This window comes from Pseudomonas sp. TE24901 (genome assembly GCF_054058375.1).
The window spans coordinates 57,841-82,858 of sequence record NZ_JBSSAF010000002.1; the positions used below are offsets into that span (position 1 = coordinate 57,841).

27 protein-coding genes and 1 tRNA gene are annotated in these 25,018 nt (G+C 61.1%); 8 read left to right on the plus strand and 20 right to left on the minus strand.

The window, feature by feature from the left end; translation table 11 throughout:
• Positions 1-160: 160 nt before the first annotated feature.
• From ychF to ACVWVP_RS03970, 8 genes are all read right to left on the minus strand, one after another.
• Positions 161-1,261, minus strand: a complete 1,101-nt coding sequence (gene ychF, locus ACVWVP_RS03935) for a redox-regulated ATPase YchF (RefSeq protein ID WP_178919220.1) — start codon at positions 1,259-1,261, stop codon at positions 161-163.
• Positions 1,262-1,282: 21 nt separating this feature from the next.
• Positions 1,283-1,867 carry an aminoacyl-tRNA hydrolase gene (pth, locus tag ACVWVP_RS03940; RefSeq protein WP_010213318.1) on the minus strand — a complete coding sequence of 195 codons (585 nt, stop codon included), beginning with the start codon at positions 1,865-1,867 and terminating at the stop codon, positions 1,283-1,285.
• Between the two features lie 167 nt (positions 1,868-2,034).
• On the minus strand, positions 2,035-2,631 hold the full coding sequence (locus tag ACVWVP_RS03945; RefSeq protein WP_178919218.1) for a 50S ribosomal protein L25/general stress protein Ctc: 597 nt from the start codon (positions 2,629-2,631) through the stop codon (positions 2,035-2,037).
• A gap of 137 nt (positions 2,632-2,768) precedes the next feature.
• Entirely contained in the window at positions 2,769-3,710 is a 942-nt protein-coding gene (locus ACVWVP_RS03950) for a ribose-phosphate pyrophosphokinase (protein WP_003171603.1), read from the minus strand.
• Positions 3,711-3,756: 46 nt separating this feature from the next.
• A tRNA-Gln gene (locus ACVWVP_RS03955) sits at positions 3,757-3,831 on the minus strand.
• Positions 3,832-3,868: 37 nt separating this feature from the next.
• Positions 3,869-4,672 (minus strand): 4-(cytidine 5'-diphospho)-2-C-methyl-D-erythritol kinase, encoded by an 804-nt coding sequence (gene ispE, locus ACVWVP_RS03960; protein WP_457404769.1) that lies wholly within the window; start codon positions 4,670-4,672, stop codon positions 3,869-3,871.
• A gap of 49 nt (positions 4,673-4,721) precedes the next feature.
• Complete coding sequence (lolB, locus tag ACVWVP_RS03965; RefSeq protein ID WP_178919214.1) at positions 4,722-5,339, minus strand: lipoprotein insertase outer membrane protein LolB; 618 nt, start codon at positions 5,337-5,339, stop codon at positions 4,722-4,724.
• Positions 5,340-5,343: 4 nt separating this feature from the next.
• Positions 5,344-7,068: a tetratricopeptide repeat protein gene (locus tag ACVWVP_RS03970; protein WP_457404507.1), complete on the minus strand. Its 1,725-nt coding sequence runs from the start codon at positions 7,066-7,068 to the stop codon at positions 5,344-5,346.
• A 183-nt stretch (positions 7,069-7,251) separates the two neighbouring features.
• Between ACVWVP_RS03970 and hemA the strand changes: the two genes are divergently transcribed.
• The 6 genes from hemA (at position 7,252) to ACVWVP_RS04000 (ending at position 12,618) form a co-directional block, all read left to right on the plus strand.
• Entirely contained in the window at positions 7,252-8,541 is a 1,290-nt protein-coding gene (gene hemA, locus ACVWVP_RS03975; protein ID WP_176995193.1) for a glutamyl-tRNA reductase, read from the plus strand.
• A complete protein-coding gene (gene prfA / locus ACVWVP_RS03980; RefSeq protein WP_176995192.1) occupies positions 8,538-9,620 on the plus strand; it encodes a peptide chain release factor 1 in 1,083 nt (360 codons plus the stop codon). The genes hemA and prfA overlap by 4 nt, the downstream gene beginning before the upstream one ends.
• Positions 9,621-10,451, plus strand: coding sequence for a peptide chain release factor N(5)-glutamine methyltransferase (gene prmC, locus ACVWVP_RS03985; RefSeq protein ID WP_457404508.1), 831 nt, complete (start codon positions 9,621-9,623; stop codon positions 10,449-10,451).
• Positions 10,445-11,200 (plus strand): molybdopterin-synthase adenylyltransferase MoeB, encoded by a 756-nt coding sequence (locus ACVWVP_RS03990; RefSeq protein WP_259171997.1) that lies wholly within the window; start codon positions 10,445-10,447, stop codon positions 11,198-11,200. Before prmC ends, ACVWVP_RS03990 begins: the two co-directional genes overlap by 7 nt.
• Complete coding sequence (murI, locus tag ACVWVP_RS03995; RefSeq protein WP_178919206.1) at positions 11,193-11,987, plus strand: glutamate racemase; 795 nt, start codon at positions 11,193-11,195, stop codon at positions 11,985-11,987. The genes ACVWVP_RS03990 and murI overlap by 8 nt, the downstream gene beginning before the upstream one ends.
• Before the next feature lie 112 nt (positions 11,988-12,099).
• Complete coding sequence (locus ACVWVP_RS04000) at positions 12,100-12,618, plus strand: acyloxyacyl hydrolase (RefSeq protein ID WP_176995188.1); 519 nt, start codon at positions 12,100-12,102, stop codon at positions 12,616-12,618.
• A gap of 132 nt (positions 12,619-12,750) precedes the next feature.
• Here the strand turns inward: ACVWVP_RS04000 and ACVWVP_RS04005 are convergent, their stop codons facing one another.
• From ACVWVP_RS04005 to ACVWVP_RS04060, 12 genes are all read right to left on the minus strand, one after another.
• Positions 12,751-13,056 (minus strand): YkgJ family cysteine cluster protein, encoded by a 306-nt coding sequence (locus ACVWVP_RS04005; protein WP_457404509.1) that lies wholly within the window; start codon positions 13,054-13,056, stop codon positions 12,751-12,753.
• A gap of 54 nt (positions 13,057-13,110) precedes the next feature.
• Positions 13,111-13,602 (minus strand): DUF2878 domain-containing protein, encoded by a 492-nt coding sequence (locus ACVWVP_RS04010; protein WP_178919202.1) that lies wholly within the window; start codon positions 13,600-13,602, stop codon positions 13,111-13,113.
• The gene (locus ACVWVP_RS04015) at positions 13,595-14,866 is read right to left on the minus strand and encodes an SAM-dependent methyltransferase (protein WP_178919200.1); all 1,272 of its coding nucleotides are present in this window, start codon (positions 14,864-14,866) and stop codon (positions 13,595-13,597) included. The genes ACVWVP_RS04010 and ACVWVP_RS04015 overlap by 8 nt, the downstream gene beginning before the upstream one ends.
• Positions 14,853-15,662 carry a DUF1365 domain-containing protein gene (locus ACVWVP_RS04020; protein ID WP_457404510.1) on the minus strand — a complete coding sequence of 270 codons (810 nt, stop codon included), beginning with the start codon at positions 15,660-15,662 and terminating at the stop codon, positions 14,853-14,855. Before ACVWVP_RS04020 ends, ACVWVP_RS04015 begins: the two co-directional genes overlap by 14 nt.
• On the minus strand, positions 15,659-16,906 hold the full coding sequence (locus tag ACVWVP_RS04025) for an NAD(P)/FAD-dependent oxidoreductase (protein WP_457404511.1): 1,248 nt from the start codon (positions 16,904-16,906) through the stop codon (positions 15,659-15,661). The genes ACVWVP_RS04020 and ACVWVP_RS04025 overlap by 4 nt, the downstream gene beginning before the upstream one ends.
• Positions 16,903-17,685, minus strand: a complete 783-nt coding sequence (locus ACVWVP_RS04030) for an SDR family NAD(P)-dependent oxidoreductase (RefSeq protein WP_457404512.1) — start codon at positions 17,683-17,685, stop codon at positions 16,903-16,905. Before ACVWVP_RS04030 ends, ACVWVP_RS04025 begins: the two co-directional genes overlap by 4 nt.
• Entirely contained in the window at positions 17,682-18,104 is a 423-nt protein-coding gene (locus ACVWVP_RS04035; protein WP_178919193.1) for a nuclear transport factor 2 family protein, read from the minus strand. The genes ACVWVP_RS04030 and ACVWVP_RS04035 overlap by 4 nt, the downstream gene beginning before the upstream one ends.
• Complete coding sequence (phrB, locus tag ACVWVP_RS04040) at positions 18,097-19,542, minus strand: deoxyribodipyrimidine photo-lyase (protein WP_457404513.1); 1,446 nt, start codon at positions 19,540-19,542, stop codon at positions 18,097-18,099. Before phrB ends, ACVWVP_RS04035 begins: the two co-directional genes overlap by 8 nt.
• The gene (locus tag ACVWVP_RS04045) at positions 19,543-20,472 is read right to left on the minus strand and encodes a MerR family transcriptional regulator (RefSeq protein ID WP_259171991.1); all 930 of its coding nucleotides are present in this window, start codon (positions 20,470-20,472) and stop codon (positions 19,543-19,545) included. It abuts the gene before it with no gap.
• A gap of 3 nt (positions 20,473-20,475) precedes the next feature.
• Complete coding sequence (locus tag ACVWVP_RS04050) at positions 20,476-21,435, minus strand: YbgA family protein (RefSeq protein WP_457404514.1); 960 nt, start codon at positions 21,433-21,435, stop codon at positions 20,476-20,478.
• A gap of 111 nt (positions 21,436-21,546) precedes the next feature.
• On the minus strand, positions 21,547-21,762 hold the full coding sequence (locus ACVWVP_RS04055; RefSeq protein WP_457404515.1) for a TIGR02450 family Trp-rich protein: 216 nt from the start codon (positions 21,760-21,762) through the stop codon (positions 21,547-21,549).
• Positions 21,759-22,745 carry an NAD(P)/FAD-dependent oxidoreductase gene (locus ACVWVP_RS04060; protein WP_178919188.1) on the minus strand — a complete coding sequence of 329 codons (987 nt, stop codon included), beginning with the start codon at positions 22,743-22,745 and terminating at the stop codon, positions 21,759-21,761. Before ACVWVP_RS04060 ends, ACVWVP_RS04055 begins: the two co-directional genes overlap by 4 nt.
• Positions 22,746-22,955: 210 nt before the next feature.
• Between ACVWVP_RS04060 and ACVWVP_RS04065 the strand changes: the two genes are divergently transcribed.
• Both ACVWVP_RS04065 and hemH read left to right on the plus strand, forming a co-directional pair.
• Positions 22,956-23,855: a TIGR01777 family oxidoreductase gene (locus tag ACVWVP_RS04065; protein ID WP_178919187.1), complete on the plus strand. Its 900-nt coding sequence runs from the start codon at positions 22,956-22,958 to the stop codon at positions 23,853-23,855.
• 14 nt (positions 23,856-23,869) lie between these two features.
• Positions 23,870-24,892, plus strand: coding sequence for a ferrochelatase (gene hemH / locus ACVWVP_RS04070; protein ID WP_457404516.1), 1,023 nt, complete (start codon positions 23,870-23,872; stop codon positions 24,890-24,892).
• Positions 24,893-25,018 lie beyond the last annotated feature (126 nt).

The window sequence follows — 25,018 nt, forward strand, 5'->3', positions numbered from 1 at the left end:
TGTATATGTAAGGGGGTGCATAAAGGCGCGGAAGAAAACAGGATTAATCTGAAGTGTGAGTCGTAATGGCTGCGATGAAGGTTATTGTCAGGGCGAGCGCCCACAAAAAAGCCGATGCAATGCATCGGCTTTTGTTTGCGGAAAAAACCGCAGAGAGCACTTATACGTTGAAGCGGAAGTGCATGACATCGCCATCTTTAACGACGTATTCCTTGCCTTCCAAACGCCACTTACCGGCTTCCTTGGCGCCGGCTTCACCCTTGTACTGAATGAAGTCGTTGTATGCGATCACTTCGGCACGGATAAAGCCTTTTTCGAAGTCGGTGTGAATCACGCCGGCAGCTTGTGGGGCGGTGGCGCCAACCTTGACGGTCCATGCACGGACTTCTTCCACACCGGCGGTGAAGTAGGTCTGCAGGTTGAGCATTTCGTAACCGGCGCGGATCACACGGTTCAGGCCAGGCTCTTCCAAGCCCAGGGCTTCGAGGAACATATCCTTTTCTTCACCGTCTTCGAGCTCGGCGATTTCCGCTTCGATCTTGTTGCACACCGGCACGACGATCGCGCCTTCTTCGTCGGCGATGGCCTTGACCACATCGAGCAACGGGTTGTTCTCGAAGCCGTCTTCGGCGACGTTGGCGATGTACATCACAGGCTTGGTGGTCAGCAGGTGGAAGCCCTTGATCACGGCCTTCTCATCGGCGCCCATGTTCTTCATCAGGCTGCGTGCAGGCTTGCCTTCAGTGAAGTGCGCGATCAACTGCTCCAGCAGGCCCTTCTGGACCACTGCGTCCTTGTCGCCACCCTTGGCGTTACGCGCGACTTTTTGCAGCTGTTTTTCGCAGCTGTCGAGGTCGGCGAAGATCAGTTCCAGGTCGATGATCTCGATGTCGCGTTTCGGATCGACGCTGTTGGAAACGTGAATCACGTTCTCGTCTTCAAAGCAGCGGACCACGTGAGCGATGGCATCGGTTTCACGGATGTTGGCCAGGAACTTGTTGCCCAGGCCTTCACCTTTCGAGGCGCCGGCGACCAGGCCTGCGATGTCGACGAACTCCATGGTGGTCGGCAGGATGCGCTTTGGATTAACGATAGCCGCCAGGGCGTCCAGGCGTGGATCCGGCATCGGTACGATACCGCTGTTGGGCTCGATGGTGCAGAAGGGGAAGTTCTCCGCCGCAATACCGGACTTGGTCAGGGCGTTGAACAGGGTGGATTTGCCGACGTTGGGCAGGCCGACGATGCCGCAATTGAATCCCATGGTGTTTCCCCTCGGTAAGAGTCAGGCCTTCTGGCTGTGCAGGTTTTTCATCGCGCGGTTCCATTCACCGGCGAAGATATCCGGCAGCACGCCGAGGGCAAAGTCGATGCTGGCATCGAGTTTTTCCTGTTCGGCGCGTGGCGCACGACCCAGGACGAAATTTGAAACCATACTGGCAACGCCTGGGTGGCCAATGCCGAGCCGCAGACGGTAGAAATTATTCTGATTGCCCAACTGCGCGATGATGTCGCGCAGGCCGTTGTGCCCACCGTGCCCGCCGCCGAGCTTGAGCTTGGCAACGCCGGGTGGCAGGTCCAGTTCGTCATGGGCCACCAGGATTTCTTCAGGCTTTATCCGGAAGAATCCCGCAAGCGCCGCTACGGCTTGGCCGCTGCGGTTCATGTAGGTGGTGGGAATCAACAGACGAACATCCTGACCCTGATGCGAGAAGCGTCCGGTCAGGCCAAAATATTTGCGATCAGCTACAAGGTTCACACCTTGCGCGTGGGCAATACGCTCAACAAAAAGGGCCCCCGCGTTATGCCGGGTCTGTTCGTATTCGGCGCCTGGATTTCCCAGGCCAACGATCAGTTTAATGGCAGTCACGACAGGGGCCCTTCCTTTGGAGTTGTGGATAACATCGCCTGACCTTGGTGCGGCGAAAGTGGACAACAGTAGCTCATTTACTCAAGAGTAAACGTCGCGTTATCGCCCGCTTTCTCGCTACGTTCCGGTCCGCGATGTTTCCTCAAGCTCCGGCAATACAGAGTGAATTACTCTGCAGCGCCTTCTTCAGCTTCTGGTGCAACGCGTGGAGCGTGTACGTTGGCAACAGCTTTGTCATCACCGTGAGCCAGTGCAACGAACTCAACGCCTTTAGGTGCTTTGAGGTCGGACAGGTGGATGATGGCGCCAACTTCAGCGGCCGACAGGTCGACTTCGATGAACTCAGGCAGGTCTTTCGGCAGGCAGGTCACTTCGATTTCGTTCACAACGTGAGAAATCTCGCCGCCTTTCTTGACCGGTGCTTCTTCACCGATGAAGTGCACAGGCACGATAGCGGTCAGTTTCTGGCCGGCTACAACGCGAACGAAGTCAGCGTGCATGATGAACTGCTTGGACGGGTGACGCTGCATCGCTTTAACGATGACGTTTTGCTTGGTGCCGTCGACGTTCAGCTCGATAACGTGGCTGTAGGCAGCTTCGTTTTCGAACAGCTTGGCGATTTCCTTGGCCAGGATGGTCACGGACTCAGCAGGCTTGTTGCCACCGTAAACAACGGCTGGGATGTTGGCGGCGTGACGCAGGCGGCGGCTCGCACCTTTCCCCAGGTCAGTACGCGCTTGGGCGTTCAGAATAAAGTCAGTCATTTTGTATCTCCAAAATAGCCATCATCGAGGGGCGTTTGCGACCAGCGCCGTACTCGACATGGGCAAAAAAGCCCCGCCCCAACAGAATGTCGGGGCGGGGCGCTTTTCGTCAGTGGGATGTGCCGAAGGTTTGACCCTTAGCGGAACATCGCGCTGATCGATTCTTCATTGCTGATGCGGCGAACCGCTTCGGCAACAACCGGTGCGATATCCAGTTGACGGATACGCGCACAGGCTTGAGCGGCGGCGGACAACGGGATGGTGTTGGTCACCACCAGTTCGTCCAGCACGGAATTCTCGATGTTCTCGATCGCTCGGCCCGACAGCACAGGGTGTGTGCAGTAGGCGAAGACTTTAGCCGCACCGTGCTCTTTCAAGGCTTTCGCCGCATGGCACAGGGTGCCGGCGGTGTCGACCATGTCATCAACCAGAATACAGGTACGCCCTTCGACATCACCGATGATATGCATCACTTCAGAGTGATTGGCTTTTTCACGGCGTTTGTCGATGATCCCGAGGTCCACGCCCAAGGATTTGGCAACAGCCCGTGCACGCACGACGCCGCCAATGTCCGGGGACACGATCATCAGGTTTTCAAAGCGCTGGTCTTCAATGTCATCCACCAATACCGGGGAGCCGTAGATGTTATCTACCGGAATATCGAAGAACCCCTGGATTTGGTCAGCGTGCAGGTCAACCGTGAGCACACGGTCGATGCCTACCACGGTCAGCATGTCAGCAACGACTTTCGCGCTGATAGCCACACGTGCGGAACGCGGACGGCGATCCTGACGGGCATAACCAAAGTAAGGGATTACAGCTGTGATTCGAGTCGCTGAGGAGCGGCGGAAGGCATCAGCCATCACGACGAGTTCCATCAGGTTATCGTTGGTCGGAGCGCAGGTCGGCTGAATAATGAAGACATCTTTACCGCGGACGTTTTCATTGATCTCGGCTGTAATTTCGCCGTCGGAGAATTTACCGACAGAGATGTCACCGAGAGGGATATGCAGCTGACGTACGACACGCCGAGCCAGATCGGGGTTAGCATTCCCCGTAAAGACCATCATCTTGGACACGCGCAGTACCTAGAGGCTGAGGGTAACCTGGATGAGTATTAGAAAATGGCAGGGGCGGCTGGATTCGAACCAACGCATGGCAGGATCAAAACCTGCTGCCTTACCGCTTGGCGACGCCCCTGTATCTGTTGCAACGAGTGCCTAACACTCGGTTCCTTTTAGAGCAGACTTTGCAGCTTGCGATGCAACATCGAAACGTTGCTTCCCTTTGCTACAAACCCTGTAAGGGTCTCTGTAAGAAGGGCCGAGACTTTATCAGCTTCAGCTTTGCTTGGGAAGCCCCCAAACACACAACTTCCAGTTCCGGTTAATTTTGCTTCGGTAAATTTACCTAACAAATTCAAAGCGTTACGTACCTCTGGATAACGCCTTGCTACAACCGGTAAGCAGTCATTTCGACTGTTTCCCTTGGGAACGGGGCGCACTTTAATGGGAGGAGAGTTACGTGTCAACAGTGGATCTGAAAAAATTTCTGCTGTACTTACAGATACTTGCGGAACAAGCACGACATACCACGGCTCTTCGGGGTATTCAGGGGTGAGTTTCTCCCCGACGCCCTCGGCGAAAGCCGCGTGCCCGCGCACGAAAACCGGGACGTCCGCCCCCAGCGAAAGGCCCAGCGCCGCAAGGCGATCAGGGTCCCAGCCCAGCGTCCACAAATGATTCAGGCCCAGCAAGGTGGTCGCGGCATTTGAGCTGCCGCCACCGATACCGCCGCCCATGGGCAGGATTTTATCGATCCAGATGTCGATACCGAGGGGGCAACCGGATTGCTCCTGAAGTTTTTTTGCCGCCCTCACAATCAGATTGCTGTCGTGAGGCACACCTTCGAATTCGGTGTGCAACTGGATCACGCCGTCGTCGCGTACGGCGAAGGTCAATTCATCGCCATAGTCGAGAAACTGAAAGAGCGTTTGCAACTCGTGGTAGCCATCTTCACGGCGACCCAGAATGTGCAGCATCAAATTGAGTTTTGCGGGGGAGGGCAGGGTCAGGCGTTCTACTGTCACGTTATTGCCCCAGCTTGCGTGGTTGCCAATCCTTGATCACCAGCGTGACGTCAAGGTCGGTGCCGTGCAGCTTGATGCGCTCGGGCAGCCAGTAACCGCTTTGTTCGACGTAGCTCAGATACTCGACCTGCCAGCCATCCTGTTCCAGGGTGGCCAGCCGGCTGTCGCCGTTGAGGCTCAGGCGGCTCTTGCTATCCGGTGCCGGCAAGCCGCGCACCCACCAGACCAGGTGAGACACCGGCAGCTTCCAGCCAATCTGTTCTTCCAGCAGCGCTTCCGGCGAGGCCGCTTCGTAGCGCCCCTGGTTGGCCACTTCAAGGCTCACTTGCCCCGGGCGCCCGGTCAGGCGTGCGGCGCCCCGGCCCAGCGGGCCGGACAGGCGAATGTCGTAGTAGTCCTGGCGTTGCAGCCAGAACAAGGTGCCGCTGCCGGAATCCTTCGGCGCGCGAACCCCAACCTTGCCTTCGATCTGCCAGCCGTCAATGCTGCTGAGCTGGTCCTTGTGCTGTTTCCATTGCGCCGGGTTGCCCTGGCCTTCAACGGATTCACGGCTGCCTATGCCCGCGCAACCGGCGAGCAGGGCGATAAAACTGAAGACTACAACGTGGCGCAAGAACATAAGCTTAAAGGGTCTCGGATCCGGTCAGGCGTTTGATGGTGCCGCGCAGGATGGGGCTTTCGGGTTGTTCCTTGAGGAATTTTTCCCAGATTTGGCGTGCTTCGCGCTGCTTGCCGTTGGCCCACAGCACTTCGCCGAGGTGGGCGGCGACTTCCTGGTCGGGGAAGCGCTCCAGCGCCTGGCGCAGCAAACGTTCGGCTTCATCCAGGTTGCCCAGGCGGTAATTCACCCAGCCGAGGCTGTCGAGCACGGCCGGGTCTTCCGGGTTCAGCTTGTGGGCTTGTTCGATCAGCACCTTGGCTTCGTCGTAGCGCGTCGTGCGATCCGACAGCGTGTACCCCAGGGCGTTGAGCGCCATGGCGTTGTCTGGGTCGCGCTTGATGATCAGGCGCAGGTCTTTTTCCATCTGTGCCAGGTCATTGCGTTTTTCCGCCTGCATGGCGCGGGTATAAAGCAGGTTCAAATCGTCGGGGTATTGCAGCAAGGCTTGTTGCAGCAATTTCCAGGCGCGTTCGCCCTGATTGTTGGCCGATAACGTTTCGGCCTGGATCAGGTACAGCTGGATCGCGTAGTCCGGTTCGGCATCGCGCGCCGCCGCCAGGCGTTTTTCCGCCTCGTCGGTGCGGCCGTTGCTCATCAGGATGTCCGCCTGGCGCAACTGAGCTGGCAGGTAGTCGTTACCCGGGCCGACCTGGGCGTATTCGAGCAAGGCCGCCTGCGGGTCGTTGCGCTCTTCAGCGATACGACCGAGGTTCAGGTGCGCTGAGTCCACATGGCTTTCGCGCTGGATCAACTCTTCCAGATACCCCTTGGCCTCGTCCCACGCCTTGGCTTCCAGGCAGACCAGCGCCAGGGAGTAGCGCAGTTCGTCGTCGTCCGGGTATTGCTGGACCAGGTTGGCGAACTGCACTTTGGCGTCCTCCATGCGGTCCTGCTCGACCAGCGTGCGGGCGTACGTCAGGCGCAGACGCTTGTCATCCGGGTACTTCTTGATGCTTTTTTCCAGCAGCGGAACCGCTTCCTTGCCGCGATTGAGATTCTGCAACAGGCGTGCACGCAGCAGGATCGGCGCGATCTCGCCGTCTTCCGGCGGGTTCTGCTCCAGCAATTTCAGGGCCGCGTCAGCCTCGTCATCCTGTTGCAGCAGCAGCGCCTTGCCGAAAATCAGCTGGCTGTTCTTCGGGTGCTTTTGCAGGAGGCGGTCGAAACTCTTCATCAGGCCATTGCGCGTGTCCTGGTCGGTGTCGGCGGCCGACAGCGCGAGGAAATCGAAATGGGTGTCGCCCTTGCCCTGCAGGACTTTCTCCATATAGACCATGGAGTCGTCATAGCGCCCTGCGCGTGCCAGTTGAACGGCAGCGGCGCGTTGGGCTTCTAGATCGTCCGGCGCGTTTTTCGCCCAGATCAGCGAAGTATCCAGCGCAGCCTGGTCGGCGCCCAGATATTCGGCGATGCGAAACGCGCGCTCCGAAATGCCCGGGTCCTGGGTATTGATGGCCTGGGTCACGTAGTTATCCAGGGCAATATCGAAACGATTGCGCTGGCCGGCGAGTTCCGCGGTCAGCAGGCTGTAGATCGTTTCTTCCTTGAACGAGGAATAAACCTTGGGCTTTTCAGGGGCGGGGGTGCTGTCTTCGACCGGCGGCGTACCGTCCGGCGACACGGGGGCCAAGGCCTGGCAGCCGCTGAGGAAGACAAAAGCAAGGAGCAACGCGGAAGATCTATTCATATAGGAAGAGGACGACTAACCTGCGGTCGGATCATCATGACACAAGCCTTCGGTCAAACATAACCGAGACTCAGCGGATGCCTTTTATAGACACAAGGCATTAGGACAATAGCCTACGGTGGTTGTTCTGAATCATTCGAAGTAGGACAATTGTCGGCTTCCCGACATCATCAGCGATATTGAATGGCCTTCCTCGCACTCGGTATTAACCACAAGACTGCTACCGTAGACGTGCGCGAGCGCGTTGCGTTCACGCCAGAGCAGTTGGTTGAGGCCTTGCAGCAGCTCTGCCGGCTCACCGACAGCCGCGAAGCTGCGATCCTTTCGACCTGCAATCGCAGCGAGCTTTATATAGAGCAGGAACATCTTTCGGCGGATGGGGTGCTGCGCTGGCTGGCCGATTATCACCATTTGAGCCTCGACGACCTGCGCGCCAGCGCTTATGTGCACGAAGAAGATGCGGCAGTTCGTCACATGATGCGCGTCGCCGCAGGGCTCGACTCGCTGGTGCTGGGCGAGCCGCAGATCCTGGGCCAGATGAAATCCGCCTACGCCGTGGCCCGCGAGGCCGGCACCGTGGGGCCGTTGCTGGGCCGTCTGTTCCAGGCCACATTCAATTCCGCCAAGCAGGTGCGCACCGACACCGCCATCGGTGAGAACCCGGTGTCCGTGGCGTTTGCCGCCGTCAGCCTGGCCAAACAGATTTTCAGCGACCTGCAGCGCAGCCAAGCCCTGCTGATCGGCGCCGGTGAAACCATCACCCTGGTCGCCCGTCACCTGCATGACCTGGGCGTAAAGCGCATTGTGGTCGCCAACCGTACACTGGAGCGTGCGAGCATCCTCGCCGAGCAGTTCGGTGCCCATGCGGTGTTGTTGTCGGACATCCCGGCCGAACTGGTGCGCAGCGATATCGTGATCAGCTCCACCGCCAGCCAACTGCCGATCCTGGGCAAAGGCGCGGTGGAAAGTGCGCTGAAGCTGCGCAAGCACAAACCGATCTTCATGGTGGACATCGCCGTTCCCCGGGATATCGAGCCCGAAGTCGGCGAGTTGGACGACGTTTACCTCTACAGCGTCGACGACCTGCACGAAGTGGTCGCCGAAAACCTCAAGAGCCGCCAGGGCGCTGCCCAGGCCGCCGAGGAAATGGTCAGCACCGGCGCCGAAGACTTCATGGTGCGCCTGCGTGAACTGGCGGCGGTGGACGTGCTCAAGGCGTATCGTCAACAGGGCGAACGCCTGCGCGACGAGGAGTTGAGCAAGGCCCAGCGCTTGCTGGCCAACGGCAGCAGCGCCGAAGAGGTGTTGATGCAACTGGCCCGTGGCTTGACCAACAAGTTGCTCCACGCCCCCAGCGTACAGTTGAAAAAGCTTACCGCCGAAGGCCGCCTCGATGCGCTGGCCATGGCCCAGGAACTCTTTGCCCTCGGTGAGGGCGCGTCAGATAGCTCTTCGGATAAAAAACCGCAATGAAAGCGTCACTGCTCAATAAACTGGACGTGCTCCAGGACCGTTTCGAAGAACTGACCGCCTTGCTCGGCGATGGCGAAGTCATTGCCGATCAGACCAAGTTCCGTGCTTATTCCAAGGAATACGCCGAAGTCGAACCGGTTGTCGCCACCTACAAAAACCTGCTCAAAGTGCAGGCCGACCTCGAAGGCGCCCAGGCGCTGCTCAAGGACAGCGACCCGGACATGCGCGAAATGGCCGTGGAAGAAGTCCGCGAGGCCAAGGAAAAACTCGCCGAGCTGGAAGGCGACCTGCAGCGCATGCTGTTGCCCAAGGACCCCAACGACGGGCGCAACGTGTTCCTCGAAATTCGCGCCGGCACCGGTGGCGACGAGGCGGCGATTTTCTCCGGCGACCTGTTCCGCATGTATTCGCGTTACGCCGAGCGTCGTGGCTGGCGCGTGGAAATCCTCTCGGAGAACGAGGGTGAGCACGGCGGCTATAAAGAAGTCATCGCGCGGGTCGAGGGCGACAACGTCTACGGCAAGCTGAAGTTCGAATCCGGCGCACACCGCGTACAGCGTGTCCCGGCGACTGAATCCCAGGGCCGTATCCACACCTCCGCGTGCACCGTGGCCGTATTGCCCGAGCCGGATGAACAGGAAGCCATCGAGATCAACCCGGCCGACTTGCGCATCGACACTTACCGCTCGTCGGGCGCCGGTGGTCAGCACGTGAACAAGACCGACTCCGCCATCCGCATCACCCACTTGCCGTCGGGCATCGTGGTGGAATGCCAGGAAGAACGTTCCCAGCACAAGAACCGTGCGCGGGCGATGTCGTGGCTGTCGGCCAAACTCAACGACCAGCAGACCAGCGCTGCCGCTAATGCGATTGCCAGCGAGCGCAAGTTGCTGGTCGGTTCGGGTGACCGCTCCGAACGCATCCGCACCTACAACTTTGCCCAAGGCCGGGTCACCGACCACCGGGTCAACCTCACCCTTTATTCCCTGGACGAGATCCTCGCCGGTGGCGTCGAAGCGGTGATCGAACCATTGCTCGCCGAATACCAGGCCGACCAACTCGCAGCGATCGGTGAATAAATGACCATCATCGCCAGCCTGTTGCGCGCCGCCGACCTGCCAGACTCGCCTAGCGCGCGCCTGGACGCCGAGTTGTTGCTGGCCGCCGCCCTGGGCAAACCTCGCAGCTACCTGCATACCTGGCCGGAAAAAATCGTCAGCAGCGAAGATGCGTTGACCTTCGCCGGTTACCTGCAGCGCCGCCGTGGCGGTGAGCCGGTGGCCTACATTCTCGGCCAGCAAGGTTTCTGGAAGCTCGACCTGGAAGTCGCGCCACACACCCTGATCCCGCGCCCGGACACTGAATTGCTGGTGGAAGCGGCACTGGAATTGTTGCCGGCCACGCCCACCCACGTTCTTGACCTGGGCACCGGCAGTGGCGCCATCGCCCTGGCCTTGGCCAGCGAGCGTCCGGCCTGGCAGGTGACGGCGGTCGACCGCGTGCTCGAAGCCGTGGCCTTGGCCGAGCGCAACCGCCAGCGCCTGCACCTGAATAACGCGACGGTGCTGAACAGCCATTGGTTCAGTGCCCTGCAAGGCCGCACGTACGACTTGATCATCAGCAACCCGCCGTACATCGCCGCCAACGACCCGCACCTGGTGGCGGGCGATGTGCGCTTTGAGCCGGCCAGCGCACTGGTCGCGGGCCATGACGGCCTGGACGACCTGCGTTTGATCATCGCGCAGTCTCCAGCGCACCTGAATGCCGGTGGCTGGTTGTTGCTCGAACACGGTTATGACCAGGCTGCGGCCGTGCGTGACTTGTTGTCGAGCGAAGGTTTTGAAGAGGTCCACAGCCGTATCGACCTCGGCAACCACGAACGCATTACCTTGGGGCGCCGCCCGTGCTGACCGATCAGGAGCTGTTGCGCTATAGCCGGCAGATCTTGTTGCAGCAGGTCGACATCGATGGCCAGTTGCGCTTGAAAAACGGCCGTGCGCTGATCATCGGCCTCGGCGGCCTGGGCGCACCGGTGGCGTTGTACCTGGCGGCAGCCGGCGTGGGTGAGTTGCACCTGGCGGACTTCGACACCGTCGACCTGACCAACCTGCAGCGCCAGATCATCCATGACACCCACAGCGTGGGGCAGACCAAGGTCGATTCGGCGCTACAGCGCCTGGCGGGCATCAACCCCGAGATCACGCTGGTCGCCCATCGCGCAGCGCTCGACGCTGATTCCCTGGCGGCCGCCGTAACGGCGGTAGACGTGGTGCTTGATTGCAGTGACAACTTCTCCACCCGCGAAGCCGTAAATGCCGCATGTGTGGCGGCCGGTAAACCGTTGGTCAGCGGTGCCGCGATTCGCCTTGAAGGCCAGTTGTCGGTATTTGACCCGCGCCGCGCCGAGAGCCCGTGCTACCACTGTTTATATGGGCACGGCAGCGACACCGAACTGACCTGCAGCGAGGCTGGCGTGGTCGGCCCGCTGGTGGGCGTGGTCGGCAGCCTACAGGCCCTGGAAGCGTTGAAACTGTTGGCCGGGTTTGGCGAGCCGCTGGTAGGCCGCCTGCTGTTGATTGATGCATTGACCACGCGTTTTCGCGAACTGCGGGTCAAGCGCGATCCCGGCTGCAGCGTGTGTGGAGTGCAGCATGGTTAAGGACGCGCCGATCGGTGTGTTCGATTCCGGCATCGGCGGGCTGACGGTGCTCGACGAAATCCAGCAGCTGTTGCCACATGAGTCTCTGTTGTATGTGGCCGACTGCGGGCACATTCCTTATGGCGAGAAAACCCCAGGCTATATTCTTGAGCGCTCGCGATTGGTGGCGGAGTTTTTCCGTGGCCAAGGTGCCAAGGCGTTTGTGATCGCCTGCAACACCGCGACCGTCGCCGCCGTTGCGGATTTGCGCCTCGACTATCCCGACTGGCCGTTGGTGGGCATGGAGCCGGCGGTCAAGCCGGCCGCTGCCGCTACCCGCAGTGGTGTGGTCGGTGTACTGGCTACCACCGGCACCCTGCAAAGCGCCAAGTTCGCCGCGTTGCTCGACCGCTTCGCCACCGACGTGCGGGTGATCACCCAGCCCTGCCCGGGCCTGGTGGAGCTGATTGAAACCGGCGATTTGTGCAGCCCCGCGTTGCGCCAGATGTTGCAGGGGTATGTCGAACCGCTGCTCAGCGCCGGTTGCGACACCATTATCCTTGGCTGCACCCATTACCCCTTCCTCAAGCCGCTGCTGGCCCAGATGCTGCCCCCCAGCGTCATCCTGATCGACACCGGCGCCGCCGTGGCGCGTCAGCTCAAGCGCCTGCTGAGTGAGCGCGACCTGTTGGCCAGTGCAAACCCGCAGCCTGCGCAGTTCTGGACCAGCGGCGACGCCGACCACCTCAGAAATATCCTACCAGCACTATGGAAATCTCCCGGCGTTGTGCGTAGTTTTGGCTCGTGAAAAATTCGTGAAATATCGGGGTTAGAAGCTGAACTTCTGTCTACACGCCAGCTTCTATAGCGAGTTAGCCTGCACAAAACCAAATAACGTCGTTCTCAAAGGATTGTTTCTTATGAAGCGCTTGTTCTGTTTGGCCGCGATTGCGGCCGTAGTGGTGGGACACTCGGTTTCGGCACAGGCCGCCGGCCTTGAATTCGGGGTGGGGAGTACCAGCGATTCAACCATGACCTATCGGTTGGGCTTGACGTCGGATTGGGATAAAAGTTGGTGGCAAAGCGATACAGGACGGCTGACCGGTTACTGGAGCGGCGCCTACACCTACTGGGATGGCGACAAGCGCGCCAGTGTCAGCAGCCTGTCATTCTCGCCGGTGTTTGTGTATGAGTTTGCCGGGGAGAAGGTCAAGCCGTACATCGAGGCGGGGATTGGTGTGGCGGTGTTCTCCCGCACGCGGGTCGAGGACAACAACATCGGCCAGGCCTTCCAGTTCGAAGACCGTCTGGGCTTTGGCCTGCGCTTTGCCGGTGGGCATGAGGTGGGCATTCGCGCCACGCACTATTCCAACGCGGGCATCAGCAGCAACAACGACGGGGTAGAAAGCTACTCGCTGCACTACACCTTGCCGCTGTAAACCCCCGAGCACCACAAACCTATGTGGGAGCTGGCTTGCCGGCGATGCAGGCACCTCGGTGTATCAGTCATACCGAGGTGATGCCATCGCAGGCAAGCCCGCTCCCACATTTGAATATCGCCATATTCGCGATCAGCGGTAAGCGGTGGCAATGCCCTGTCGCTCTTCCAGGCACTCCGGCGCGCCCATCTCGAACTCCCGGCAAATCAGTGGCCGTCGCTCATAGATCGTGCACATCATCGTGTCCCGGTCCAGCGCCGAGCACCAGCCGTCGTCCAGGCGCAGCATCACCTCGCCGCCCCAATCGTCGGTATCGATATAGCGCTCCGGCACGCCGGTGTCGGTGATCAGCATCACTTCCAACTGGCAGCAGCAGGCCGCGCACGTCGAGCAAGTGACGGCGGGTTCGGGGATCTGGAAGTGGGGGATGTCGGTCATAGGCGCGCAGTGTAAGGCAAGCGCGTCATGCGCGTATGAATGCTCTGACGGACGTCAGTGCCCCAACTGCCGCGCAACCCAGTGCAGCACCGGGAACACCACGGCCCACAGCAGCGCGAGGCCGATCAAGGTAGGCGCTGTGCCGTAGCCGAAACTCACACCGGCCAACTGGCTGCCCGCGTAATACGACAAGGGCCCGGCCGCCGCGCCCAACACGCTGGCACGCCACCAGGGGCGTGCGGTCCACGCCAGGCAATGGCGCAAAGTGGTCGCGAGCAATGCCCACAGCAGCACCAGCCAGAATGGAATCAGCGGCCCGGGCAGGCTGAAATGAAACACACCAAAGGTGCGCAACGAGGTGTCGATCACCGTACCGAGCAAGGTCACGGCGAGGATCACTTGGCCTTCCTCAGCCCAGGAACTTGTCCACAGCAAATGAATGGCCAGCGCGGCGAGCCCTACCAGCAGCCAGCGGCTGTCGCCACCGAGTACACAGGCAAACCAGCCGCCTTGGAACAGCGCGGCGTTGACCAGCGGTTTAAGCACTGAAGCGCCCGAGCAAGGGCGGGTTGATCGCCGCAGGCTTGGCCAGCAGCAACTGCGCGGTCCCAATCGTTCGTTCCATGAATCCCCCTTCGCAGTAGCACAGGTAGAACTCCCACAAGCGCAGGAAGTACTCATCGTAGCCCAACTCGGCGAGGCGACCATGGGCGCGGCGAAAGTTCTCGTGCCACAGGCGCAGGGTTCGCGCGTAGTGCAGGCCGAAATCCTCCATGTGCAGCAGGTTCATGTCGGTGTCGCGGCTGACAATGTGCAGCATGTTCTGCACACAGGGCAGCGCGCCACCGGGGAAGATGTAACGCTGAATGAAGTCGACACTGTTCTTGGCCTGCTCGAAGCGCTGTTCCCGAATGGTGATGGCTTGCAGCAACATCAGGCCGTCAGCCTTGAGCAGGTGGGCGCATTGCTTGAAGTAGGTCGGCAGGAAGCGGTGGCCCACGGCCTCGATCATCTCGATGGAGACCAGCTTGTCGTATTGGCCGGTGAGGTCGCGATAGTCCTGCAGCAACAGGGTCACCTGGTCGTTCAGGCCCAGGGTGTCGATGCGTTTTTCGGTGTAGGCAAACTGCTCCTTGGACAAGGTCGTGGTGGTGACCTTGCAGCCATAGTGCTGGGCCGCATACAGCGCCATGCTGCCCCAGCCGGTGCCGATTTCCAGCAAGTGGTCAGTCGGCTTGAGCGCGAGCTTCTGGCAGATGCGTTCCAGTTTGTTCAACTGGGCCTGTTCCAAGGTGTCGTCGGGAGTAAGAAATTGCGCCGCCGAATACATCATCGTCGGGTCGAGGAATTCTTCGAACAGGTCATTGCCCAGGTCGTAGTGGGCGGCAATATTTTTCTGCGAGCCTTTGCGCGTGTTGCGGTTGAGCCAGTGCAGGCCCTGGGTGAACGGGCGAGCCAGTCGTGCCAGGCCGCCCTCCATCGCATCCAGAACATCCAGGTTGCTGACCATCACGCGCACCACGGCGGTGAGGTCCGGGCTGCTCCAGTAGCCGTGGATAAACGCCTCGCCCGCACCGATGGAGCCGTTGGCCGCCACCAGGCCCCATACGGCCGAATCGAGGATCTGGATTTCCCCCAGCAGGTGCGCTTCCCGGGCGCCGAACACTTGGCGTTCGCCGTCTTCGATCACCACCAACTGGCCATGGCGCAACTGGCTGAGTTGGCGCAGCACCGCCTTACGCAGCAGCGCGGTGGTCATGCCGTTGACGTTCAGGCGGTTGGCCTTGACCGATAAGCTAGGGGTTTTCATGGCGGCGATCCTTGGTATACCCGACTGCGGTGCGAGAGGCGCCATCGGCGGCCCGGTGGGAAAAAATCGGTGTGCGTTTGAGCAACAGGCGCAGGGCCTGCCAGTAAATCGCCAGGCACGTCTTGGCGGTCATCCACGGAAAGCGCCACAGGTAGCGGTGCAGGCTGGCGCGGCTCAGGGCTTCTTTTTGCAGGTTCAGGGTGGCGTCGAAGACTTTAAAGTCGCCTTGCCAGTCGGCCATGTGCACGCCGAGCTTGGCAGCGGGCGGGCTGAAACTCATGCGGTATTCCAGCTCACGCGGCAAAAACGGCGACACATGAAAGGCCTTGGCCACGGCAAAATGCTGGTGCTCATCGGCACCCAGCGCCTGGGCGGGCAGCACGTAGTGATAGCGCTCGCGCCAGGGGGTGTTGGTCACTTCACACAAGATCGCAGCCAGTTGTCCGTCGGCCTCGAAACAGTAGAAGAAACTCACAGGGTTAAAAGCCAGGCCCCAACTGCGGGCCTGGGTCAGTAGGCAGATTACGCCCTGGGGCGTACGCCCCAGTGCCTTGCCGACTTCGTGGCGCACGGCATCGGTCAAGCTCATGCCGTGGCGCGTCAATTCACGCAGGTAATCCTGCTGGCGAAAGCCGAAGGGCGCCAGACGGCTCGCGCCGGCCAGGGGCGAGAGCCCGAGCACTTCGTCTTGTTCGCTCAAATCCAGGTACAGCAGGCCAATGCGGTAACGAAACGCGTGGGCCTTGGGCGCGAACCGCCGATGGGCGATCCAGCCGCTGTACAGGGCGCTGTTCACAGGCGCTCTCCAAAGGCTTCGGCCACACGCAAGGCGCTGGTCACGCCGTCTTCGTGGAAACCGTTGGCCCAGTAGGCGCCGCAATAAAAGGTATTGCGCGTGCCGTGCAACTCTTGCCAGCGCGCTTGGGCAGCCACGGCCGCCAGGCTGTATTGCGGGTGTGCGTAGGTGTAGCGGGCCAGGATCTTGAGCGGGTTGATCATTGGCGTCTGGTTGAGGCTGACGCAAAAGGTGGTGGCGCTGTCGATGCCTTGCAGGATGTTCATGTCGTAGGTCACGGCCGCCTGGGTCTGCACGCTGCCGGTCAGCCGGTAATTCCAACTGGCCCAGGCCAGTTTGCGGTCCGGCAGCAGGCGGGTGTCGGTGTGCAGCACCACATCGTTGTCGGCATAAGGCAGGGCACCGAGAATCTCTTGTTCGGCCTGGCTCGGGTCGGCGAGCAGGGCCAGGGCCTGATCGCTGTGGCAGGCAAACACCACCCGATCAAAGGTTTCGCGGCCGGCCGGGCTGTGGATAACCACGCCATCGTCTGTGCGCTCGACGTTATGCACAGGGCAATTGAGGCGCACCTGCTCGCGAAAACTGCGGGTGAGCGGTTCGATATAGCTGCTGGAACCGCCCTCGATCACGCACCACTGTGGCCGGTTGTTCACCGAGAGCAAACCGTGATTCTTGAAGAAGCGCACGAAGAACTGCAAGGGAAACCCCAGCATGTCGGCCAGGGACATCGACCAGATCGCCGCGCCCATCGGCACGATGTAGTGCCGGATAAATCGCGGGCCGTAGCCCCCGGCCTGGAGGTAGTCGCCCAGGGTCATCTCGGCACTGATGCGTTGCTCTTGCAGGTCCAGCGGCGCCTGGCGATTGAAGCGCAAGATGTCGCGCAACATGCCCCAGAACCCCGGAGACAAAATATTGCTGCGCTGGGCGAACAGGCTGTTGAGGTTGTTGCCGTTGTACTCGAAGCCTTCGTTCTGATCGCACACCGAAAAGCTCATCTCGGTGGGTTTGAAGGTCACCCCGATCTGTCCCAACAAGCGAATGAAGTTGGGGTAGGTCCAGTCGTTGAACACGATGAAGCCGGTGTCCACCGCGTAGCTTTTATCCTCCACGGTCACGTTGACCGTGTGGGTATGCCCGCCGATGCGCTCGCCGGCTTCGAACAGCGTGATGTCGTGGTTACGGTTGAGCAGGTAAGCACTGGTCAACCCGGCAATGCCGCTGCCTACAATGGCGATCTTCACAGGTCATCCTTCTGCGGCGGCGGGCTGCGCAGCATGCGTTTGCCGATGATCAGCTGCGCGCGGTTGGGCAGTTTCGACAAGGGCCACAAGGTGGCAATGAACAGCACCGGGAAGGCGATTTCCAACGGGCGTTTTTCCAGCTTGGCAAAGATGTGCCGGGCGGCCTTGCCGGCAGGCCAGCTCAGGGGCATGGGGAAATCATTGCGCTCGGTCAGTGGCGTGTCGACGAAGCCCGGGCTGATCACCGTGACGTCGATGTTCTCCGGCGACAGGCTGATACGCAGCGATTCAAACAGGTAACGCAACCCCGCCTTGGACGCGCCATAGGCTTCGGCACGCGGCATCGGCAGGTAGGTCACGGCGCTGGCAACGCCCACCAGGTGCGGCGTTTGCCCGGCGCGCAACAGGGGCAGCGCGGCTTCGATGCAGTAACTGCTGGCCAGCAGGTTGGTGCGCACCACGTGCTCGATGATCGATGAGTCGAACTGCCGGGCGTCCACGTATTCACAGGTGCCGGCGTTGAGGATCACGGTGTCGAGCGCGCCCCAGGCCGCGCCGATGTGCTCGCCGATTTCGCGGACGGTCTGGCTGTTGGTCAGGTCGCCGGCCACCACCAGCACCTGCCCCGGGTAGCGCTGGGCGAGGGCTTCCAGCGGGCCTATGGTGCGTGAGCTGAGGGCGACATGGGCGCCGCTGTTGAGCAGCTCCACGGCCAGCGCGGCACCGATGCCACTGCTGGCGCCGGTCAGCCAATAACGACGTGGCGGTACACGGCTCATCCCATTCTCCTTTTCAGCCAGCTGACCACACTGCCCAGCACGGGCAAGTGTTCATAGAGCATTGCGCCGGCGTCGAAATAATCGCGATGGCGGTAGACCTTGTCGCGCCACATCAGGTGCGAGCAACCTTCCACTCGGATCACCTTGCCATTGGCCAGGCGCGGGTGACAAAAACTCATTTTCCAGCGCAGGTAGCCTTCGCCTTCGGCCACCTGGTCGAAGCCGTGGAAGTCGAAGCGCAACTGGCTGACGTTGCTGTACAGGTCGGCAAAGTAGCGGTGCATCGCGGGCAGGCCGTGAACTTCATGCAGCGGGTCGGCGAAGGCGATGTCCTTGCTGTACAGGCTGTCGAGCAGGTGCAGGTTGTGCTTGTCCAGCGTGGCAAACGCCTGGGCGAACCGGCGCAGGAAGTCACTCATGTGCACCTCCGACGACTTCACGTGAAGGCAGGCTGCGGAAGGCCGCCAATGCCCGCTCCCGTGATTTCTTCAGGTCGACGATCGCGCGCGGGTAGTCCGCCACGCCGAACAGGCCGCCGACCGCCTCGGGGTTGTGCACTTCCTTTTTATTCAGCGCGGCCAGCTCGGGCAGCCAGCGCTTGATGAACACGCCTTCGCTGTCGAATTTCTCCGACTGGCTCAGCGGGCTGAAGATGCGGAAATAAGGTGCCGAGTCAGTGCCGGTGGACGAACTCCATTGCCAGCCGCCGTTATTCGCCGCCAGGTCGCCGTCGATCAGGTGGCGCATGAAGAAACGCTCGCCTTCGCGCCAGTCGATCAGCAGGTTCTTGGTCAGGAACATCGCCACCACCATGCGCAGGCGGTTATGCATCCAGCCGGTTTCGAGCAACTGGCGCATGGCGGCGTCGATGATTGGCAAGCCGGTACGCGCCTCCTGCCAGGCGGCGAGGTCCTTGGGCGCATTGCGCCAGGCCACGGCTTCGGTCTCGGGGCGGAACGCACGGTGGCGCGACACTCGTGGGTAACCGACAAGGATGTGTTTGTAGAACTCACGCCACAGCAGCTCGTTGATCCAGGTGATGGCGCCCATGTCGCCGCTTTCGAACTCCCCCTGATTGGTTTGCAAGGCGGCATGCAGGCACTGGCGTGGCGACACCACGCCAGCAGCCAGGTACGCCGAAAGCTGGCTGGTGCCGGGCTTGGCCGGGAAGTCGCGTTCGTCCTTGTAGTAGCTGATCTGCTGGTCGGCGAAGGCGTCGAGGCGGCGGCGGGCTTCGTCTTCACCGGCCGGCCAGAGGGCGCGCAAGCTGTCGCTGGGCGGCTCGAAGCCGTCGACGGTTTCAGGGATCGGGTCGCTGTGGATGGCGGTTTTTGCCTGGGCCTTTGGCGTGGCCACCAAGCGTGGCAAAGCGCTGTGCAGGCGGGTGTAGCAGACCTTGCGGAACTGGCTGAACACCTGGAAATAGGTGCCGGTTTTGGTCAAGACGCTGCCGGGTTGGAAAAACAGTTGGTCCAGATAGCTGTGGAACGTCACACCGTCGGCTTCCAGGGTCTTGGCCACGGCGGCATCGCGGCGGCTTTCGTGAATGCCGTATTCCTCGTTGACGTGCACCGATTCCGCCGACAACTCGCGGCACAGTGTGCTCAGCACGCCGGGCGCCTGGTCCCAGGTGGCGCAAGTGCGGATCAACAGCGGAATATTCAGTGCGCCGAGTGCCTGGCTCAGGTGCGTCAGGTTGCGCAGCCAGAAGTCCACTTTGCACGGGGCATCATCGTGGGCCAGCCATTGTCCGGGCGTGATCAGGTACACGGCCGCGATCGGGCCCCGCTGGCTCGCGGCGGCCAGGGCGGTGTTGTCGTGTAGGCGCAGGTCGGTGCGCAGCCAGATCAAATGCATTTAGACGATTCCACGCTGGATCAGTATCTGGTGAGCCGACAACGGGTCTTCGGCCACGAACAATTCAGGGATGTCACGGGTTAATACGGCCAGCTCGGCTTTGTGGATGCATACCGTTGGTCCGGTTATCAGTTTTGGGCAACTCACGCCGCCGAACAGTTTGGCCAGGGCCGACAGGTGCAGGGCTTTGCTCGAATACAGCAGAACCGCACGGGGTTGCAGGTGTTCCACCGCCAGGGCCAACTCGCCCGCCGGTAATGGCCAATCGAAGACTTCCACCGGGCAGTCGGCACTGCTCGCCAGCCAGGCGCTGAGCCACAGGTGTGGCTCCAGGGGCAGGTCCGAATGATTGACCAGCAACAGCGGCGCGCCTTGGAGCTGACGGTTGTTGTGGTAGATGCGTGCGCCGAACTTGCTGCGCAGCCAGGACAAGAAAAACACCCGCTCCATCTGGGCGCCAAACTGGCCCTGCCAGCGTTGTTCCAGTTCCTGGAGCAGCGGCAGCATCAATTGCTCACATAAGGTGCGCGGCGGGTACAGCGCCATGGCCTGGTTGAACGCGTCGTCGACCCGGCGCTCGGCCAGTTCGCTGATGGCGGTCACCAGGTTCTGGCGCAAGGCATGCCATTCGTTTTCGACGGCGTCGGGGTTGGCTTGCGCGGAGTCGATCAGGCCTTTCACCTGGCTGACCGGTACGCCGCGATTGAGCCACGTCAGAATGGTGTGAATACGTTGAACATGCTCGGCGCTGAACAGTCGGTGCCCCTTGGGCGTGCGTTGGGGCACGATCAGCCCGTAGCGGCGCTCCCAGGCGCGCAGGGTCACGGCGTTGACGCCGGTCTGGCGCGCCACTTCGCGGATCGGCAACCAGCCGTCTTCGAGGGCTTTGGCAATGTCTTCGCCGGGTTCGTCTTGCAGGGCAGGTTTCATAGGTTAGATCGCGTTTCGCAGGCTGAGATTTTCCGGATGCGGTTGCAGGTAGGCCTGCTGCGCGATGTAGCGGTCCGGGTGTTGGCGAAAATGGTGTTTGAGCAGGGTCAGCGGCACCACCAGCGGCACGATGCCATGGCGGTACTGGCCGATGACGGTTTGCATTTCCTGCTTGTCGTCGGCGCTGATGGCCTGCTTGAGGTAGCCGCTGATGTGTTGCAGCACGTTGGTGTGAGTGCCGCGGGTGGCGCATTTTTTCAGACCGGTCATCAGGTCGCTGAAATAGCCGTCGGCCAACGCTTCGAGGTGGGTGTCCTTGCTCATGCTGCCCAGCAGGTGGCCGAGGCTTTTGTAGTGCACTGGGCTGTGGGCCATCAGCAAGTATTTGTAGCGCGAATGGAAAGCCAGCAAGCCATGACGGGTCAGGCCGCTGGCGCGCAATTGCTGCCAGCTGGCATATACGAAGACGCGGGTCAGGAAGTTTTCCCGCAGCACCGGGTCATTCAGGCGGCCGTCTTCTTCCACGGGCAGGTTGGGGTGGCGGGCGCAAAAGGCCTGGGCATAAATACCGCGCCCGCCGCCGTCCACCGGGGTGCCGTTGTCGCGATACACCTTGACCCGCTCCAGGCCACAGGACGGCGACTTCTGCATGAAGATGTAGCCGCACAGGTCAGTGTGTTCCGCCGCCATCTGCTGGCCGTAGGCTTCCAGCGGCTGGGTGACGTTGAGGTCACGGTGCACGGTGCCGACGGCTTGGGGTTGGGCAGGATCGCCGACCAGGCGGATCGGCTCGCGGGGGATGCCCAGGCCGATGGCGACTTCGGGGCACAGTGGCACGAAGTCGAAGTAGTCAGCGAGGGTCTGGCTGCACAGCAGGGATTGTTTGTGGCCGCCGTTGAAGCGTACGTTCTCGCCTAGCAGGCAGGCGCTGATGGCGATCTTCGGCTTTCCGATGGTGGACATGGTCAAACCCCTGCTGGATTCCTGTACAAGACAAAAAAATTGTACAACTAAATCTCATCATAGATTTGATGCTGTACAAGTCAAATATTTTGTACAAGTATTTGCGGAGTGTTACTTCCAGCCCATCCACCAGGCTTCGGCATTTTGCAGGGTTTGCCAGGCCAGGCGTTCAGCGCGTCGGGTCATTACGGCTTGCAGCTCGATTTCCAGCACGGTGCCTTCTTCGTCACGAAACAGCTCGGTGACCAGGAAGTGTTTTTCCTTGTTGCGTGGATGGGCTGCCGTCCACTTCGACAGCAGCAATTTGGCCGGGTTGACGCGGTTCATTGCAGGTGTTCGATCAGGCGCCGCGCGGCTTCCTGGCCGCTGAGCCATGCCCCTTCGACCCGGCCCGAGAGGCACCAGTCGCCGCAGACATACAAGCCCAAGTCTGCGTCAGCCAACACGCCGAATTCGTGGCTGCTGGACGGCCGCGCATACAGCCAGCGGTGCGCGAGGCTGAAGGAAGGCGCCGGCATGGCGCTGTGCAGCAGTTCGGCGAAGGCACCGTGCAGGTGTTCAATCACCGCTTCTTTGGGTAAGTCCAGGTGCGCCTTGCTCCAGGCGCTGGTGGCGTGCAGCACCCAAGTGTCCAGGGTGGTGTCACGTCCGGGCTTGCTGCGGTTGCGGGCCAGCCAATCGAGAGGGCTGTCCTGGACGAAGCAGCCTTCCATGGGGGTATCCAGTGGTTTGTCGAACGCCAGGGCAATGGCCCAGGTCGGATCCATCTTCACGCCAGCGGCGGCGCTCGCCAGTTTGGGCGCAGCGGCCAGCAAGGCTGTGGCTTGGGGGGCTGGCGTGGCGATGACCACATGGCTGAAGGGGCCGTGGTTGCCGCCGTCGGCATCCAGCAGGTTCCAGTGGTGGGTGCCCTGGAACACTTCGGTGATACGGCAGCCGAACGCCACCGGCAGGTCATCAAGCAGGGCGCGGGTGATGGCGCTCATGCGGGGCGTGCCGACCCAGCGGATTTGTTCATCGGGGGAGGGGGTGAGTTGGCCGGACTTGAAGTTGTACAGCTGGGGTTTCCATTGCTCGGCCCAACCGTTGCTTTGCCAGCGTTGCACTTCGTTGACGAAGCGCCGGTCGCGGGCGGTGAAGTACTGTGCGCCCATGTCCAAGGCGCCGGCATCGCTGCGCTTGCTGGACATGCGGCCACCACTGCCGCGGCTTTTATCGAAGAGTTGTACAACATGCCCCGCGTCTCGTAACGCTCGGGCGGCTGAGAGACCGGCGATGCCGGTGCCGATGATCGCGATGGGAACAGTCATGGGAGGCCTCGTTTTACCGTTGGGTACAGACTACGCCGACACCAATAGCTGTACAATATTGTTTTTTGGTATAAGTTTTGGCATGCCTGTTCTAACGGTGTGACCTATGGTTAAAGCTGAGGCTTAGCCAACGTTACGCCCGTTTACAAATGATCCCTTTCTATAAAATAGACCAGTGATCGACGGCGAACGTTACATCAGGAGTGTCCCATGCATATTTTGCTGACCGGCGGTACGGGTCTGATCGGCCGCCAACTGTGCCAACGCTGGCTGGCGCAGGGGCATCAACTCACGGTATGGAGCCGTGAGCCGGAGACGGTCGCCAAATGGTGTGGTGCTCAAGTGCTGGGCGTCGGCCGTCTGCAAGAGGTGATCGGCCCGGTGGATGCGGTCATCAACCTGGCGGGTGCGCCGATCGCGGATCGCCCCTGGACCCGCAAGCGCAAGGCGTTGCTGTGGAGCAGCCGCATTAGCCTCACCGAAACCCTGCTGGCGTGGATCGAGGGTTTGGAGCACAAACCCGCCGTGCTGATATCGGGTTCTGCGGTGGGCTGGTACGGCGACGGCGGTGAACGCGAACTGACCGAGGCAAGCGGCCCGGTGCAGGATGACTTCCCCAGCCAGCTGTGTATCGCCTGGGAGGAAACCGCCTTGCGCGCCGAGGCCTTGGGTGTGCGTGTGGTGCTGGTGCGCACCGGCCTGGTGCTGGCGGCGCAGGGCGGCTTTTTGTCGCGGTTGCTGTTGCCGTTCAAGCTGGCGCTGGGCGGGCCGATCGGCGATGGTCGGCAGTGGATGCCGTGGGTGCATATCAAGGATCAAATCGCCCTGATTGATTTTCTTCTGCACAAGAACGACGCCAGCGGTCCTTATAATGCCTGCGCGCCACACCCGGTGCGCAACCGCGAGTTTGCCAAGACCTTGGGCCAGGTGCTGCACCGCCCTGCGTTCATGCCGATGCCGGCGTTTGCGCTGAAGGTCGGGTTGGGCGAGTTGTCCGGGTTGTTGCTGGGCGGCCAGAAAGCGCTCCCCGAACGCTTGCTGGCGGCCGGTTTCACTTTTCAGTTCACAGAGTTGCACGCGGCCCTGGAAGACCTGTCCAGCCGCCTCTAGCCATAGGATGTTGCATGACGGATCACGCGTTATTACTGGTCAACCTGGGTTCACCGGCGTCCACTTCGGTGGCCGATGTGCGCAGCTACCTCAATCAATTCCTGATGGACCCGTACGTGATCGACCTGCCATGGCCGGTACGGCGTTTGCTGGTGTCGCTGATCCTGATCAAGCGCCCCGAGCAGTCGGCCCACGCCTACGCGTCCATCTGGTGGGACGAGGGCTCGCCGCTGGTGGTGCTCAGCCGCCGCCTGCAACAGCAGATGACTTTGCAGTGGAGCCACGGCCCGGTGGAACTGGCGATGCGTTACGGCGAGCCTTCCATTGAAAGCGTGCTGACCCGTCTCGCCACGCAAGGCATTCGAAAGGTCACCCTGGCGCCGCTGTACCCGCAGTTCGCCGACAGCACCGTGACCACGGTGGTGGAGGAAGCCCGCCGCGTGGTGCGTGACAAAAAGCTCGACCTGCAATTTGCCACCCTGCAACCCTTCTACGATCAACCCGAATACCTCGACGCCCTGGTGGCCAGCGCCAGGCCGCATTTGCAGCAGGACTACGACCACCTGCTGTTCAGCTTCCACGGGCTGCCCGAACGGCACCTGCAAAAACTCAACCCGGGGCATTCCTTCGACGGCGCCACCGATTGCTGTGTGGATGCATCGCCCCAAGTGCGTGCCACCTGCTATCGCGGGCAGTGCTTCAGTGTGGCGCGTGACTTTGCGGCGCGCATGGGCTTGCCCGAAGACAAATGGTCGGTGGCTTTCCAGTCGCGCCTGGGTCGGGCCAAGTGGATCGAGCCTTACACCGAGGCCCGCCTGGAAACCCTGGCCCAGCAAGGTGTGAAAAAGCTGCTGGTGATGTGCCCGGCGTTTGTCGCCGATTGCATCGAGACGCTTGAAGAGATCGGCGATCGCGGGCTGGAACAATTCCGCGAGGCGGGAGGCGAGGAGTTGGTGCTGGTGCCGTGCCTCAATGACGACCCGCAGTGGGCGAAAGCGTTGAATGCCTTGTGCGAAAAAGCACCAGTGTCGCTATAGCTGAAGCCAGTGAAGATCAAAATGTGGGAGCGGGCTTGCCCGCGATGGGGGCGTGTCAGTCGATAGATTTGTTGGCTGATGCACCGCTATCGCGGGCAAGCCCGCTCCCACATTAGCCCTCCCACA

Excerpts from the sequence above, each read along its gene's own strand:
- ychF (WP_178919220.1), bottom strand. The coding sequence starts at position 1,261 with ATGGGATTCAATTGCGGCATCGTCGGCCTGCCCAACGTCGGCAAATCC.
- ACVWVP_RS03945 (WP_178919218.1), bottom strand. The coding sequence starts at position 2,631 with ATGACTGACTTTATTCTGAACGCCCAAGCGCGTACTGACCTGGGGAAA.
- ispE (WP_457404769.1), bottom strand. The coding sequence starts at position 4,672 with ATGCTGCACATTCTGGGTCGCCGTGAAGATGGCTACCACGAGTTGCAA.
- lolB (WP_178919214.1), bottom strand. The coding sequence starts at position 5,339 with ATGTTCTTGCGCCACGTTGTAGTCTTCAGTTTTATCGCCCTGCTCGCC.
- ACVWVP_RS03970 (WP_457404507.1), bottom strand. The coding sequence starts at position 7,068 with ATGAATAGATCTTCCGCGTTGCTCCTTGCTTTTGTCTTCCTCAGCGGC.
- hemA (WP_176995193.1), top strand. The coding sequence starts at position 7,252 with ATGGCCTTCCTCGCACTCGGTATTAACCACAAGACTGCTACCGTAGAC.
- prfA (WP_176995192.1), top strand. The coding sequence starts at position 8,538 with ATGAAAGCGTCACTGCTCAATAAACTGGACGTGCTCCAGGACCGTTTC.
- prmC (WP_457404508.1), top strand. The coding sequence starts at position 9,621 with ATGACCATCATCGCCAGCCTGTTGCGCGCCGCCGACCTGCCAGACTCG.
- murI (WP_178919206.1), top strand. The coding sequence starts at position 11,193 with ATGGTTAAGGACGCGCCGATCGGTGTGTTCGATTCCGGCATCGGCGGG.
- ACVWVP_RS04000 (WP_176995188.1), top strand. The coding sequence starts at position 12,100 with ATGAAGCGCTTGTTCTGTTTGGCCGCGATTGCGGCCGTAGTGGTGGGA.
- ACVWVP_RS04005 (WP_457404509.1), bottom strand. The coding sequence starts at position 13,056 with ATGACCGACATCCCCCACTTCCAGATCCCCGAACCCGCCGTCACTTGC.
- ACVWVP_RS04015 (WP_178919200.1), bottom strand. The coding sequence starts at position 14,866 with ATGAAAACCCCTAGCTTATCGGTCAAGGCCAACCGCCTGAACGTCAAC.
- ACVWVP_RS04030 (WP_457404512.1), bottom strand. The coding sequence starts at position 17,685 with ATGAGCCGTGTACCGCCACGTCGTTATTGGCTGACCGGCGCCAGCAGT.
- ACVWVP_RS04035 (WP_178919193.1), bottom strand. The coding sequence starts at position 18,104 with ATGAGTGACTTCCTGCGCCGGTTCGCCCAGGCGTTTGCCACGCTGGAC.
- phrB (WP_457404513.1), bottom strand. The coding sequence starts at position 19,542 with ATGCATTTGATCTGGCTGCGCACCGACCTGCGCCTACACGACAACACC.
- ACVWVP_RS04045 (WP_259171991.1), bottom strand. The coding sequence starts at position 20,472 with ATGAAACCTGCCCTGCAAGACGAACCCGGCGAAGACATTGCCAAAGCC.
- ACVWVP_RS04050 (WP_457404514.1), bottom strand. The coding sequence starts at position 21,435 with ATGTCCACCATCGGAAAGCCGAAGATCGCCATCAGCGCCTGCCTGCTA.
- ACVWVP_RS04055 (WP_457404515.1), bottom strand. The coding sequence starts at position 21,762 with ATGAACCGCGTCAACCCGGCCAAATTGCTGCTGTCGAAGTGGACGGCA.
- ACVWVP_RS04060 (WP_178919188.1), bottom strand. The coding sequence starts at position 22,745 with ATGACTGTTCCCATCGCGATCATCGGCACCGGCATCGCCGGTCTCTCA.
- ACVWVP_RS04065 (WP_178919187.1), top strand. The coding sequence starts at position 22,956 with ATGCATATTTTGCTGACCGGCGGTACGGGTCTGATCGGCCGCCAACTG.
- hemH (WP_457404516.1), top strand. The coding sequence starts at position 23,870 with ATGACGGATCACGCGTTATTACTGGTCAACCTGGGTTCACCGGCGTCC.